Source organism: Pseudomonadota bacterium, assembly GCA_037200975.1.
In the GTDB taxonomy this organism is placed as follows: Bacteria; Pseudomonadota; Gammaproteobacteria; order Steroidobacterales; family Steroidobacteraceae; genus CADEED01.
The window spans coordinates 3,535,062-3,549,093 of record JBBCGI010000001.1; the positions used below are offsets into that span (position 1 = coordinate 3,535,062).

Below are 14,032 nucleotides of genomic sequence, written 5' to 3' on the forward strand. Positions count from 1 at the left end.
TCAGGCGACCTTGGCCGAGTGTTCGAGCGCTTCGAGCTCGGACAACGCGACGGTGCGCTGCGCGCGCAACTGCGTCATCGTCGCGGGCAGGCCGGCGATGTCGCCCTGGCGCGCCGAAGTCTCGATCTTGCGCGCGATGGCTGCGACGTTGGTCGCGCCGAGGTTCGCGCTCGAGCTCTTCAGCGTGTGCGCCGCGCGCGCCACCGCATCGGCGTCGCCGACCTTCATGCCATTCTCGATGTCGGCCAGCAGCTGCGAGGAATCGTCTCTATAGAGCGCGATCAGCCGGGAGAGCAGGCGGTCCGCGCCGTCCGGGTCGAGCTGGCGCACGGCCTCGATGGCCGAATGGTCGAGCGTCACCTTGTTGGCCGCCGAGCGCGAGACCTTGCTAGGCAGCAGGATGTTGCGCAGCTGCGCCAGCGTGAACGGTTTGGCCAGATAGTCGTTCATGCCCGCGGCGAGGCAGGCTTCGCGGTCGCCGGCCAGAGCGTTCGCCGTGAGCGCCACCACGCGCGTCGGCTCGAGCTTCTTCATCATTTCGCGCTCGCGCAGCTTGCGTGTGGCGATGAAGCCGTCCATGACGGGCATCTGGCAATCCATCAACACCACGTCGAATTCCTGCTTCTCGAGCGCGTCGAGAGCCTCGACGCCGTTGCCGGCGTGCATCGCATCGCAGCCGAGACGCTGGAGCATTTCGAGCGCGAGCGTGCGATTGACCATGTTGTCCTCGACCAGCAGCACCGACAGGTGATCGAGGATGGGTTCGTTTTCCGGTGCGCGCATGGCAGGCGCCGAACTGACTTCGTGGAAAGGCACGGCCTGCAGCGCTTCGTGCAGCGCACGCCGCAACATGCTCTGCCGGACGGGTTTGGAGAGACGGCGCATCGGCGCGAGCTGCGTGACGAGCCCCGCTTCGATGTCGTCCGCCACCGAGCTCACCATGATCGCGGGGATGGACTTCCACTGCGAATTGCGGCGTACACCTAACAACCAGTCAACGCCGTTCTGCTCGGGCATGTGCCAGTCGAGCACGATGATCTTGGGCAGCGTGTTCGACGCCTGCATCTTGTTGAGATGCGCCTGCGCTTCCATCGCGCTGAACGCAGTAGAGACGACGAAGCCCCAGGCTTCGAGCTGCGAGCCGAGGATTTCGACGTTGATGGCGCTGTCGTCCACCACCAGCACGCGCGTGCCGGGGGCGAGCATCAGGCCCTGCGAAGTATCCGAGGCGATGGCCGGCGCCGCCGGCAGCGTGATGGCCAGCGAGAAAGTAGAGCCGACGCCGGGCTGGCTGACCATCGTGATGTCGCCGCCCATGAGCGTGGCGAGCTGACGGCTGATCGCGAGTCCGAGTCCCGTGCCACCGAAGCGGCGCGTCGTCGAGCCGTCTTCCTGCACGAACGCGTCGAAAATCGCCGCTTGATTCTCGGGGAGGATGCCAGTGCCGGTATCCACGACATCGATGACCAGCGAGACGTGCGTCTCCGAAGGGTTGATGCCGCGCAGCCGCATCAACACGTGACCGCTGGCGGTGAACTTGAGCGCATTCGAGACAAGGTTCATGAGGATCTGGCGGATGCGCAGCTCATCGCCCTTGGCCCAGCGGTGCAGATAGGGGTCGATGTCGAGCAGCAGCTCGATGCCCTTCTGATGCGCGCGTTGCGCGAACAGATCGATGACTTCTTCCACCACCTGGCGGATGTCGAGGTCCTGCGCTTCGAGGCGCAGCTTGCCGGCTTCGATCTTCGAGAAGTCGAGGATGTCGTTGATGATGGCGAGCAGCGCGTCGGCCGAACTTTGGATCGTGGCCGCGAAGCGGCGCTGGCGTGGATCGAGCTTCGAATCGAGCAGCAGCTCGGTCATGCCCAACACGCCGTTCATAGGTGTGCGGATCTCGTGCGACATGCGCGCGAGGAACTCGCTCTTGGCCTTGCTGGCCGCTTCGGCAGTGCGGCACGCCTCGACGGAATCGTTCATCGCCTGGCGCAGCGTCTTGTTCGCCTCCGCGAGGCTCTTGGTGCGCTCGATGACCTGCGCCTCGAGGTATTCGTGCTGCTTGCCGAGCTCCTGCTCGCGGCTCTCGACCTGCTCGAGCATCACGTTGAAGCCGCGCATCAGGTGGCCGATTTCATCGTCGGAGGTCACCTGCGCACGCTTCGAATAGTCGCCACGCTCCGCTGCCTGCATGGTGTCTACCAGGTTCAGCAGTGGCGCCGCGATCTGCCGCTGCACGCGCCGCGCCAGTAGATAGGCCAGCGCGAAGGCGATGACCGAGCTGCCGAGCAGGATCGCCAGCTGCACGATGATGGCCTGCTGCAGCTCGGAGAGGTTGGCGCGCACGTAGAGATGGCCGATGACCTTGCCATCGTCCCGGATCGGGTAGACCAGATGCAGTGCCGTCAATCCGTCGAAGCGGTGCTGGTGATCGTTGCTCTCGATCGCCTCCTGCTGCCATTTCTGGATGGGCGTCAATTCTCCCGAGGCGCTCGGGATCAACATCGTCTTGCTACCCGCGTAGTGCATGAGCACGCGTTTCTGGCCATCGATGAGCAGCGCTTCTTCGACGTTGGGTTCGACTCGCAGCGCACTTACCAGCGCTTCGGCCTGGCCGAAGTCCTGGCTCTGGATGGCCGCGGTGCTGCGGCCCGCGATGACGCGCGCCACGGAGTGCAGGTGCTCATACGCCTCGCTATGGCTGAAGAAATACGAAGACACGCCCTGCGTGAGCGCAGCGATCAACAACGCAATGGAAGCCGTCAGCGCGCTGGCCGCGATGAGCTTCGTGCGTAACGGCAGGTGCGAAAAATCTAGCCTGTTCATTGACGGTACTAGTCCTGACGCCCGACCGAGAGCGTCCCAATGAGGCGTATCGGCTTGTTTGCGCTAACTCTTGATTGGCCTAAGGGGATTTGAGAGCTGGATCGCAACCCGCGAAATTGGGGATGACACCGATTGACAGGGAATATCGCAGCGCATTGGACACGCGCCTGCTAAGTGGTTGTTTTTGTGGGAATTGCTTGACAGCCGCAGGTGGCGCCGCGAGAATCGCGGCCCCCTCGATGAGGGGCCATTCTTTCTAAGATGGCCGGCGTGGAAAGGTAGCTCAGCCGGTTAGAGCACGGCACTCATAATGCCGGGGTCGAGGGTTCGATTCCCTCCCTTTCCACCAATCTTCAAGCGACGAAGTGCCCGCCACCCGGAGCGCCGATCCGGCTGTGGCATTCTGCTTCGATGACTACGCTTCGAACCCGCCGACGACGGTGGTGGCTCGGAGGAGCGATCGCCGCAGCGCTGGTCGCAAGCCTGGCCGTGGTGTTGCTGAAACCGATGCTCGAGCGCGCGATCGTTAAGCGGATCGAGTCCGCAGCCGTGCGTCAGGGAATGATCGCCCGAATCGGTTCGGTGCGCGTCGGTCTGTGGCCGTTCGTGCGCCTTGCGGGCGTCGATCTCGATCTTGGCCACGGAGCGCGACTGCACGCCGACATGATCGCAGCCACGTATCCCGGCCGCGTGCGACTCGCGGTTCGCGCTGCCAATCTTTCGGGCCCGGCGGGCTTGACGGTGAGCTCGGCAGCCTCTGCCTGGTATATGGCGGGCATTCGCGGTGAGCATCTCCAACTCACGTTGATCGAGCCACAGGCCGGCCTTTCGATTCGTCAGCTGAAAGATTCGGAAGGCAGCGGGTGGAACGTCGAGGCTCGCGGGCTCGACATCGGCCATCTGTTCGACGTGCGGCGCGAAGGCTCGCCGTTCCTCGATGGTGGCATCGCGGACGGCCGGGTGAATCTTCGGACGAGCGCCGACGCGATTCGTTTCAATGTGGACATCGGCGCGCGCGGTGCGCGCTTCGGGGCGCTGGCGGACAACGACGGCGGCGATCCACCGCTCGGCGATGCGACGGACGTGACCCTGCGACTCGACGGCGTCTGGCAGCGTGCCGAGGGCGCGATCGAAATCCCCGAGGTCCACGGGACATGGGCCGGTGCGGACCTGTCGGGGTCGATGACGTTGCGCGACGTGGATACCGATCCGAGTGTCGATCTCGTGCTCGGCGTGCGGCAGCTGGATTTCGGGCGACTGCTCGGCGCAGCCGGCCTGGCGGTGCCCGAAAGCTTAGGGTTAACGCCCGGCGGTAGCCGTGATCTTGGATCAGCCTCTATAGAAGTGGGTATACGCGGACGTTCGTCGGCGCCCGCCGATTTAGCAGTCCGCCAGAAGATCGACTTCAGCCCACCTGGCAAGATGCCACCGGCGATCTCGCGATTGCGCCGCGACTTCGTCTTTGCCGCAGGCGATGGACCGGGCCCGCACCGCCCCATCGATGTCTCGGCCTCATCCCCGGACTTCATCGCCCTGCGCGACGTTCCGCCGCTGTTCGTGCGCACCCTGCTGATCTCCGAAGACGCGGGCTTCTACGGGCACAGCGGCATCGACCTTCGCGAACTACCCTCCGCGCTGCTCACGAACTGGTCTCGCGGGGGCGCGGCGCGCGGCGCGTCGACCATCACCCAGCAGTTGGCCAAGAACCTGTTCCTCTCGCGTGACAAGGAGGTCGGACGCAAGCTGCAGGAACTGGCGATTACGTTTCTGCTCGAGTCGGCGCTCGGTAAGGATCGTATTCTCGAAATTTACCTGAACATCATCGAGTGGGGACCGGACCTGCGTGGCCTGCGGCCCGCGGCCCGCCACTATTTCGATTGCGAACCCCAGGCGCTGACGCCGGCCCAGATGGCCTTCCTGGTCGCGATCATCCCAGGGCCGATCAAATACCAGCGGTCGTTTGCGCGTGGCACGCCCGGTCCTGGTCTGCGTTTGTTGATCGACAACCTGCTGGCGAAGTTGCGGTCGGTGCAGGCGATCAGCGAGGAGGAATACAGGCAAGCGCTCAGCGAACCCATCGTCGTTGCCGGCGCGAGACAGCCCGGCTGATTCGGACGGGGCGGGTCAGGCCCGGGAAAAAAACACCTTAGCGGCGAAGGGGCCGGCAGCGCACTCGTGGCCAACAGAATCCGTGCGCGAATCACTATAGTCAGCGCCAGCCATGCGCTGTTCATTACGCAGCCGAAAACCATCGCTGATGTGATCGAAGAAGCCGCCCGCAACAGTGCGCTGTCAGGCAAGTCGCGCTAGTCCCGCGGCTGGCATCCCGACAATAGTTAGGGAGAACTATGTGCCTGCATTGCTCAATCGGCTCGACGAAGGGCGAGTCACGAACCAAAGACGGGCTCGAATACACCTCGGCGTGAACTGCCTTACCGGATAGCGTGGGGGCGCTTCCGCTCCAGACCGCGCGGGTCTACCACGTCACGCTGTCGGCACAGAAGTTGTTCGAGGCGAATGCGCCCGAGCAACTCGACGCCTACTACACGTTGCATCGATTCCCCAAGAACTGAGTGCGCCGATCCGTTGGCGCACCAGACAGCCGTGCGCTAATAACGCCAGGAGGTGAGATCCGCGCCGCGCGGCGCCGTCTTTTCGATACGGTCGAGAATCTTCGGCAGGTACTGCACGTTGTAATGGAGGCGCGACAGATGGTTGGGCAGGTTCGGGTCGCCGTTCCAGCAATGCTCGGCGCGGTCGCCGTACTTCACTTCGCCCTCGTAGGGTGGATTCGTCGTTGATATGAGAAAATCCTCGATGAGATACACGGCGTCGTTCAGGAAGTAGTTGTCGGCGCTGCCGACATAAATGTGCAGCTTGCCCCGCAACCGAGGGCCCAGGGTTTTCCAGTCCCGCTGCAGGATGGCGCTCAGGTCGTAGTGCTCCTTCCAGTAAGCGGCGGTCGTGCGATCGATCTCGCCGGTTTCCTTGTCGAGGATGGGTGCGGGGTAACCATCAGGGCCGACCGGGGAAAAGACGGCTTGCCATATATCGAACTGGCCACCTGAGCGCCCGCGTGAGCCGAGAGCGAGCTCATATTGATTGATCGCCTCGGCGCTGACGAGAGTGCGGCCGAGGTAGTCACGCAGGCCCGGTTGAGCGATTCGAGTGTGCGGACCTTCCTTGTAGAAGGCATTCCTGTCTTCGTAGATGTTGATGTGCGTGTAGGCGCGGAAGTCCACTGGATCGGGGCAGGCGATGAAGGCGCCGTTGTAGTGGTCGGGATAGAAGACTTGCGCGGCGAATGCGGCCCAACCGCCCGTGGAACCGCCATACGTGAAGCGAGCCCATCCTTGGCCGATGCCACGAAAGTGTTTTTCAATCGCCGGTATGAGCTCGGTTTCGAGCGCATCGCCATAGGGCCCGAGATTCGCGGAGTTTACGGAGTACGAATCATCGTAGTAGGGATTCGCGTGTTTCAGCTTGACGATGAGATAGCGCGGGAAGCTCGGCGAAATCCACTGGCGGTAAAACTTGTAGGCCTCCTCCTGCTGGATGCGGTTGTATCCGGATATGCGGAATCGCTCGCTGTAGTCCGGCTTGAGATCCGGATCGGGCGGCTCCGTGCGGAAGCCGTCGAAGGTGTCGACGAAATGGTCTTGGAAAATCATCACGGGATAGCGGGACCGCGGATGGTCGTCAAAGCCCTCCGGCACGAGTACGGTCGCGCCAAGAGTGACGGGGCGGCCCCAGAATTGAGTAAGGAGCTTCGACTGGATCTGGATATGGCGGATGTAGCGGGTGTCCTTCGGGGGCTCGATCGCGGGTATTTGCTGATCGAGGACGACGGAGATGTTTTGCGGTGCGGTGCCGACGGTGATCTTTGCCGGCTTGCTGTAGAGATTGCCGGGAGCGAGGTTCCACTGCTGTCCTTCGCCGCGGTCCATCGGCAGCTTGACCGTGTGGCCATCGGAACGGCGGAACGTCTCGTAGCGATGCAGCAGAATCTGAACGAAGTATTCACCGGGCTTCAGGTCGTGCAGATGGCGGATCGGGTAGCCGAAGGCGGAGTCGTCAATCGTGATGGACTGGCCGGGCCGCATTCCCTCCACGTCCATGCCGAAGGCGATCTGCGTTTTCTCCGACAGGGCGATCTGCATTCGAGGCTCGGCCGCGGGGTCGGTCGAGAGCAGCAGGAACAACCGGCCGTCGAGTGACTCTGCGCTGCGGTCCTTGGGGAAGGAAGCCGAAACTGAAAGGCTCGAAGCGTTAGTCGCGGGCAGGGTCGGCGAACTGCTGATCGCAAAGAGCAGACCGGCGGCGGCGAACGACGGGTGACGAGCGGATGGCGACATGGTGACTCCTCGAAGTTGACTGGCGATCGTCGGCGGCACGGACGGCACCGGCAAGACGCATCCTTTCCGCTCTTCTCACGACAGCTCAGGCTGTCCCGGAAATCGGATTTTCGCTTGAATCTCCGCATGTTCCGACATCATGGCGCCTCATGCCGTTTCGCTTGGTCGCGCCGTTGTGATTGTACTTTTGGGTCCTGGCGCTTCAGCAGATTGACCGCAGAAGCCGCTCCTTCTTGCTCGTCTGGTATCGCCCAGACCACGCTGATGCCCGGCTGGGACTGGCGAAATTTTTCCACCCCCGCCGCCGTCACCTGCGTGTGAGCGAGATAGACCGTCGCCAACGACGGCAAGCGCGCGATCGTGGCGAACGACGCATCCGTCACTTTCGTCTCGTAGAGGTTCAACACCTCGAGATGAGGCAGATCTCCAAGCGCCTTCAGGCTGACGTCGTCGGTCAGCGTCTTGGCCAGATTGAGCCGCTGCAGATTGCGCAGCTTCGAGAGGTCGCCAATCTGCCGTACGGAAATCCGCGCTCCCGAGAGGTCGAGCCGCACGAGTTGTTCCGCGATGGCCGCCAACGGTTCGAGCGATAGTGGCTGCAATCCTTTCTGGTCGAACCGTGCTTCCGCCTGCACCAGCCCGTTGCCCGAATACAAGAACTGAACGCGGAAGGTGTCGCGCAGGGCGTCGAGTACGTGCGGGTCCGGGCGAGCCACTTTTTTTGCCAGCGCCGGCGATTCGGAACTGACGCCGAGTTCCGTGAGGATCGACTGGATGAGCGAAGGTGGATTGGCCGCCAGGATCGTGGTGGAGTCGTCGGCACCGCTCCCGACCCACCACAACAACAACTGGCCTTCGGCCGGCGTCAGCGGCAGCTTGCCAGCGGGCGGCATGGCATCCTTGTGAGACGGAGACAGCATGATGCGGCGAATGAGTTCGCTCTCGTCCGCCTTGCCCGGGACTATGACCTTGCCGCCTTCGCCGCCCTGCATCAGCGCCGCAAATGTATCCAGGCGCAGGCCGCCTTTACTCGAGCGCGAGCCATGGCAGTTGCTGCATTTGTCCATGAAGATCGGTTGGACGGTGGCAAACACGTGCGCCCTGCGCGGATCGATGCCGGCGTTGCGCGACGCCTCGGGCGCGTGCGCGAGGCGCAGCGAATCCGGCAACCATGCATCGGCAATTCCACTGGCGAACGTGAACGTCAGCGTCAGGACCGCCGCCAGACTGACCATGCGCCATCCCCACAGGCGCCGTGCGCCGGGCAGGATGCGCATCAGACCCGACGAAGGATTCGCGAGGTGATGTTTTACCGCAGCCGCGGTGTGCAGCACGACGACGACGCACAGGCCATATGCCAACAGGCGATGCGTGTTCTCTACAAACGCGCCGAAGGTGCTGCGGCCCGCGACGCCGGGCAGCGCGGGCAGTGGCAGGAACCCGAACACCTGGTTCGACGTACCCGGCGAGGTGCTGACGATCAACCACCCCAGCAGGGGAATGACGATCAGGGCGAAGTAGAACGCCCTATGCGTAACCGACGCCGCATATTGCTCCCAGCGCGCTCCGGTAGGTAGCGGTCGCAGGCTCCGCGCACGCGTGGCGATGCGCGCGATCGTGAGCAGCAAGATGCCGATCCCCGCCGACATATGCCACGCCAAGAGACTCGCGCGTTCAGAGCCGCCCGCTTCCGACATTCGCCATCCCAGCGCGACGGCCAGCGTCAGGCCAGCCGCCGTCAACCAGTGGATGGCGATCGTCGAGCGTGAGTAGCGTGAGACAGCTTCAGACAAGGACGGGCTTGATGATCTTGCCAGCGACATCGGTCAGCCGGTAATCGCGACCCTGGAAAGCGAACGTGAGCCGCTCGTGATCGAAGCCGAGCAAGCGCAGCACGGTCGCGTGCACGTCGTGCACGTGGACCGCGCCGCTCACGGGGTCGAAGCCGAGCTCATCGGTCTCGCCGTAGCTCGTGCCGGCTTTGAGCCCGCCGCCCGCCATCCAGATGGTGTTGGCGTAGGAGTGGTGATCGCGCCCGACGAGCTCCAGGTCGAAGTTTCCGCCCTCGCTGACGGGCGTGCGTCCGAACTCGCCAGCCCACAGGACCAGCGTGTCCTCTAACAACCCGCGCTGCTTGAGATCGAAGACCAGCGCGGCCATCGGCTGATCGATCTTCGGGCACAACTTGGTGAGACCCGAGCGGATCTTGCTGTGGTGATCCCAGCCGGCGTTGTCGTTGAGCTGCACGTAGCGCACGCCGCGCTCGATGAGCCGGCGCGCCAGCAGACAATTGTTGGCGAACGATGCTTCGTTCGGCGTCGTGCCGTAAAGCGCGTGCACGTGCTGCGGTTCGTTCCAGACGTCCACAGCCTCCGGCACCGCCGCCTGCATGCGGTTCGCGAGCTGGTATTGCGAGATGCGCGCCAGGATCTCCGGATCGCCGAACGCGCCGTGATTGAGTGCGTTGAGGCGATTGATCGCCGCGACCGACGCCTCGCGATCGGCAGGCGTGAAGCCATCGGGATTCGACAGGTTCAGCACCGGGTCGCCGGAAGCGCGCAGTCGCACACCCTGGTTGGCCGACGGCAGAAAACCTGCGCCGTACGCATCCTTCGCGAGCACGCCATTCGTGTCGCCGGAGGTCAGCACGACGTAGCCGGGCAAGTTCTGGTTTTCGGTGCCGAGCGCGAACACGGACCAGGCGCCGAGCGTGGGTCGTCCCGCGCGCGCATGGCCGCTCAGCATCATCAGCTCCGCAGGGCCATGATTGAATTCGTCGGTCTTCACGGCCTTGAGGAAGGTGACGTCATCGACGACCTTGCTGAAGTGCGGCAGCAGCTCCGAGACCCACGCGCCGGACTGTCCATGCTGCGCGAACTTGAACTGCGGGCCCAGGCAGCGCGGCCGCGATTCGGGAGAGACGGCGAGGAACACTTTTCCCTTGAGGAAGGAATCGGGACAGGCCTCGCCGTGCAGCTTCTCGAGCATCGGCTTGTAGTCATACAGCTCGAGCTGCGAGGGCGCGCCCGGCAGATTGATGTGGATGACGCGTTTGATCCGTGGCGCGAAGTGCGGCAGCAGATCCTGCCCGGCGGCGGCGCGCTCCAGGGGTGCGGCATTCGCCCACAGATCGCGGCTCATCGAGCCGGCGACGGCGAGGGCACCGAATCCGGCGATGGACTCGCGCAGGAAACGGCGTCGCGACTGGATTTCTTTCCGGTTCATCGGGCTACTCCTTGGTCAGCGCGGCATCGAGATTCAGGATGACGTTCGCGGTCAATTGGCGCGCGGTGAGGTCGCCGTCCGGGTGCGCGGCCACCGTCGCGCGGTAGTAATCGCTCAGCGCGGCGAACTCGGCGTCGGAAGGGTCGCGGGCCAGCATCGTCCGGAACGCCCAGCGCAACTGCTCCGCGGAACCGCCGCTCACCGCCGCCATCCCGTTCGCCAGTGCGTTGGTGGCCTCGACGAACTCGGTCTCATTCATCACCGCGAGCGCCTGCAGCGGCGTGTTCGTGCGGCCGCGTTGCGAGGAGGCGATGAATCGGGCGGCGTGATCGAAGGTCTCGAACGTCGGATTGATGTTCTTTCGCTCGACGCGCAGGTAGATAGACCGCCGGTGCGCTTCGACGATGGGAGACGCGCGATCCTTCTCGATCTTCTCGGGCGGCTTGTTTTTGTCGGGCTCCGGTTTCTTCGGTTCGACGTACGCGGGCAGCACCGCCGGTCCAAACTGCTCGAGATTCAAGAGGTTCGTCGCGGCGAGCGCCTGGTCGCGCAGCGCTTCGGCGCTCAGGCGGCTGCGCGGCCCGCGCGCCAGCCACTGATTGCGCGGATCGTCCTCGAACGCGCCCGGCGTCGTCATCGAGCTCTGCTGATACGTGGCCGACGCGACCATCGTGCGCAGCAGGCGCTTCATGCTCCATCCCATGTCGGTCGAGAATTCGACGGCCAGCCAGTCGAGTAGTTCGGGATTCGAGGGCATCTCGCCCTGCGTGCCGAAGTTGCCGACGCTCGGCACGATGCCGTAACCCCACAACTCGGCCCAGAAGCGATTGACCGTGACGCGCGCGGTCAACGGGTTTTTCCGGCTCACCAGCCATTCCGCTAGCGCGAGCCGATCGTGTCGTTCGCCCGACATGGGCGGCATGGAACCGGGGACGTCGGCGCTTTCGGGTTGTTTGAGGTCCGGCTTGCGCCACACGCCGCGCACCAGCAGATGCGTGGGCCGTCGCGCGGCCTCGGGACGCTCGCGCATGATCGGCGTCTGGACGGGCTTGAGGAGCAGGATCTGGCCCGTGAGTTCCTTCCAGCGCTTGCGTACCGGCGCCAGCTCTGGCGCGACTTCGAGCGCGTAGAAATCCGCCAGCCGGCTGCGATCGTTCGGTGTGCGAGTGGCTTCTCCCGTCACGATGATCTTGTCGATTTCGCGGAAGTCGAAGCCGGTCATGTCGCTCAGATAACCCGCGGTGTCGAAGCCCGGCTTGTCCATGCGGAACTTGCGGTGCGCCGCCTCCCACTCGTTACGCGAGGCTACGACGTCGGGCCGGTCACGCGCCGCGAGTAGTTCGAGGCGAATCGCATCGCGCTGCGTGACCAGCGCCGCGCCGCGTGCGGCGTCCGGCTCCGCGAAGTCGTAATACACCGGCCATTCGATGGCGCGTCCCTTTGGAATGCCGGGCTGCGGCCTGTTGCCCTTGTTGTCGGCGTCTTCGGTGTTGTTGAAGAACGCGGTGAGCTTGTAGAAATCGCTCTGGCGGAACGGATCGTAGGTGTGGCTGTGACAGCGCGCGCAGGAAATCGTCTGCCCCTGCCACACCTCCCAGGTGTTCGCCACGCGGTCCATCACCGCTTCGATCCGGAACTCCTCTTCGTCGTTGCGGGTGGGTGTGTTGCGGTGATACGCGGTGGCGATCAACTGGTCGCGCGTCGGCTGCGGCAGCAGGTCACCCGCGAGTTGTTCGACGGTGAAGCGATCGAAGGGCAGGTCGCGATTGAACGCACGGATCACCCAGTCGCGATATTCGAACATCACGCGTTCGGTGTTGTCCTCGTAGCCGATGGAGTCCGCGTAGCGGGCCAGGTCCAGCCACATGCTCGCCCAGCGCTCGCCGAACTGGGGAGAGGAGAGCAGGCGGTCGACTTCGCGCAGGTAACTCGCCTGGCTCGGGTCGGCGCAGAAGCGTTGCGCATCCTGGTAAGTCGCCGGTAGTCCGACGAGATCCAGGCTCACCCGTCGCAACAAGCGGGCGCAATCGGCGCGCGGTGACGGCGTGCGTCCGGCGTGTTCCAGGCGCGCGAGCACGAATGAATCCACGGGGCCCTGGGGCCAGTCGGTGCGCGTCGTCGCGGGCACCGCGGGCTTCACGGGTGCGACGTAGGCCCAGTAGTCCTGCCAGACCGCGCCCTCGGAGATCCAGCGCGTCAGCAGTGCCTTTTCGGCGTCCGTCAGCGCGACCCCGCGCTTCGGCATGTGTTCGCCATTCGTCGCCGGCAGGTTCACGCGGCGCACCAGCTCGCTCTTGCCGGGAGACCCCGGCACGATCGCGAGCAGGCCCGAGCGTGCTGGCTTCAGCGCTTCTTCACGAAACTGGACGCTGAAGTCGCCGAGCTGGCGCACGCCGCCGTGGCAACCGATGCAACTGCGGTTGAGGATGGGGCGGACGTCGCGGTTGAAATCGACCTTCGCTTGCGACGACTGCGCGGAGTGAAGCATCCAGAACGTCGGCACCGACAGTCCGGTCGCAATCGCGAGCGTGAGAGCCCAGCGGCGCGCGTGCTTCACGAAACATTCCCCCGTGCTGAAAACCCTTGCACTGACGCCGATGTTAACGTTATCTTTTTAGAATGCAATATCGCGCCAAAGTTCCGTCGATTCTCGTAGCCGCGCTCATCGCGCTGACCGGCTGCAACCGGCAGACCGAGCTCCCGGGCACCGCTTCCGCGGCGTTGCTCTGGGTGCAGCCCATGCGCGATCACCCGGTGCACCGGCTGATGCAGGCCGGGTTCCTGAACCGCTGCCGCGAACTCGGCGTGACCTGCGACATCGTCGGCAACCCGAGCGCCACGGCATTCGACGTCGGTGCGACGATCACGCTGGCGGACGCGGCGCTCGCGCGCCGGGACTACGCGGCGGTCATGGTTTACGCCGTCGACCCGTCATTGAATCCCTACGTGGCGCGTCTCACGCGCGACGGATTTCCGGTCATGATCGTCCATCTACTGCCCGCGCCGGGAGAGATTCCCGGGCTCCGCGCGGCGCTTGGCCAGGACATCCAGATCACTGCGCGGGACTGCGCCATTTCGATGGGCGAGAAACTCGGCGGACGCGGCGAAGTGGCTGTAACGCAGGGCAGTTTCAACAAAACGGAGAACGCGATGGCGCAGGTGTTCGCCGCGACGCTGCGCGAGCGCTTCCCAGGCATCACCGTCATCGACGCGCAGCTCGAGGGCTTCGAACCCACCGCCGCGAAATCGAAGGCGGTTGCGATCCTGCAGGGCAATGCGCGGATCAACGGCGCGTTCTCCACCACGGGCGCGGGCGCGGAGACCTGGGCGAACGCGAGCCGCGCGGCGGGTCGCGAGGTCGCGATCATCGCGATGAGTGCGACGCGACAGAATCTCGACCTGATCAAGTCGGGCGCCGTACACGCGGTCGCCGCCCAACCGCTCTACGAGGAAAGCGCCGCGGCCGTCGATGTGGGCCTGCGTCTGGGGAAGAAAGAGCAGGTCGAATTCACGAACGTATTGCCGGCCGCGGTCGTGACGGCCCGGGATCTCGATCCCTACTACGCGCTGCTCGACAAGGCCGGACAGTAGGCCGGTGCGACGCGTTAGGTAACGTTAACACCCCGGCCGGG

Annotated in this window: 8 protein-coding genes, 1 tRNA gene and 1 pseudogene; 5 read left to right on the forward strand and 5 right to left on the reverse strand. The window is 64.4% G+C overall.

Annotated elements, in window-relative coordinates; all coding sequences use genetic code 11:
* A complete protein-coding gene (locus WDO72_16005) occupies positions 1–2,820 on the reverse strand; it encodes a response regulator (protein MEJ0087179.1) in 2,820 nt (939 codons plus the stop codon).
* A gap of 272 nt (positions 2,821–3,092) precedes the next feature.
* On the opposite strand from WDO72_16005, the gene WDO72_16010 reads away from it, so the two are divergent.
* From WDO72_16010 to WDO72_16025, 4 genes and pseudogenes are all read left to right on the forward strand, one after another.
* Positions 3,093–3,169: transfer RNA gene (locus tag WDO72_16010), tRNA-Met, on the forward strand.
* A 62-nt stretch (positions 3,170–3,231) separates the two neighbouring features.
* Complete coding sequence (locus WDO72_16015; GenBank protein MEJ0087180.1) at positions 3,232–4,929, forward strand: transglycosylase domain-containing protein; 1,698 nt, start codon at positions 3,232–3,234, stop codon at positions 4,927–4,929.
* Between the two features lie 66 nt (positions 4,930–4,995).
* A pseudogene (locus tag WDO72_16020) lies at positions 4,996–5,130 on the forward strand (alpha/beta hydrolase).
* Positions 5,131–5,264: 134 nt separating this feature from the next.
* Positions 5,265–5,393, forward strand: a complete 129-nt coding sequence (locus WDO72_16025) for a hypothetical protein (protein ID MEJ0087181.1) — start codon at positions 5,265–5,267, stop codon at positions 5,391–5,393.
* Positions 5,394–5,429: 36 nt separating this feature from the next.
* On the opposite strand, the gene WDO72_16030 is transcribed toward WDO72_16025, so the two are convergent.
* From WDO72_16030 to WDO72_16045, 4 genes are all read right to left on the reverse strand, one after another.
* Positions 5,430–7,175, reverse strand: coding sequence for a hypothetical protein (locus WDO72_16030; protein MEJ0087182.1), 1,746 nt, complete (start codon positions 7,173–7,175; stop codon positions 5,430–5,432).
* Positions 7,176–7,312: 137 nt separating this feature from the next.
* Positions 7,313–8,998 carry a cytochrome b/b6 domain-containing protein gene (locus tag WDO72_16035; GenBank protein MEJ0087183.1) on the reverse strand — a complete coding sequence of 562 codons (1,686 nt, stop codon included), beginning with the start codon at positions 8,996–8,998 and terminating at the stop codon, positions 7,313–7,315.
* The gene (locus tag WDO72_16040; GenBank protein MEJ0087184.1) at positions 8,961–10,400 is read right to left on the reverse strand and encodes a DUF1501 domain-containing protein; all 1,440 of its coding nucleotides are present in this window, start codon (positions 10,398–10,400) and stop codon (positions 8,961–8,963) included. Before WDO72_16040 ends, WDO72_16035 begins: the two co-directional genes overlap by 38 nt.
* Before the next feature lie 4 nt (positions 10,401–10,404).
* Positions 10,405–12,957 (reverse strand): PSD1 and planctomycete cytochrome C domain-containing protein, encoded by a 2,553-nt coding sequence (locus WDO72_16045; protein MEJ0087185.1) that lies wholly within the window; start codon positions 12,955–12,957, stop codon positions 10,405–10,407.
* 62 nt (positions 12,958–13,019) lie between these two features.
* Between WDO72_16045 and WDO72_16050 the strand changes: the two genes are divergently transcribed.
* Positions 13,020–13,991 (forward strand): substrate-binding domain-containing protein, encoded by a 972-nt coding sequence (locus WDO72_16050; protein MEJ0087186.1) that lies wholly within the window; start codon positions 13,020–13,022, stop codon positions 13,989–13,991.
* Positions 13,992–14,032: the final 41 nt, after the last annotated feature.

What these genes read in the sequence shown, in the direction of transcription:
- WDO72_16005 (MEJ0087179.1), bottom strand. Translation starts at nt 2,820, where the DNA reads ATGAACAGGCTAGATTTTTCGCACCTGCCGTTACGCACGAAGCTCATC.
- WDO72_16015 (MEJ0087180.1), top strand. Translation starts at nt 3,232, where the DNA reads ATGACTACGCTTCGAACCCGCCGACGACGGTGGTGGCTCGGAGGAGCG.
- WDO72_16030 (MEJ0087182.1), bottom strand. Translation starts at nt 7,175, where the DNA reads ATGTCGCCATCCGCTCGTCACCCGTCGTTCGCCGCCGCCGGTCTGCTC.
- WDO72_16035 (MEJ0087183.1), bottom strand. Translation starts at nt 8,998, where the DNA reads ATGTCGCTGGCAAGATCATCAAGCCCGTCCTTGTCTGAAGCTGTCTCA.
- WDO72_16040 (MEJ0087184.1), bottom strand. Translation starts at nt 10,400, where the DNA reads ATGAACCGGAAAGAAATCCAGTCGCGACGCCGTTTCCTGCGCGAGTCC.
- WDO72_16050 (MEJ0087186.1), top strand. Translation starts at nt 13,020, where the DNA reads ATGCAATATCGCGCCAAAGTTCCGTCGATTCTCGTAGCCGCGCTCATC.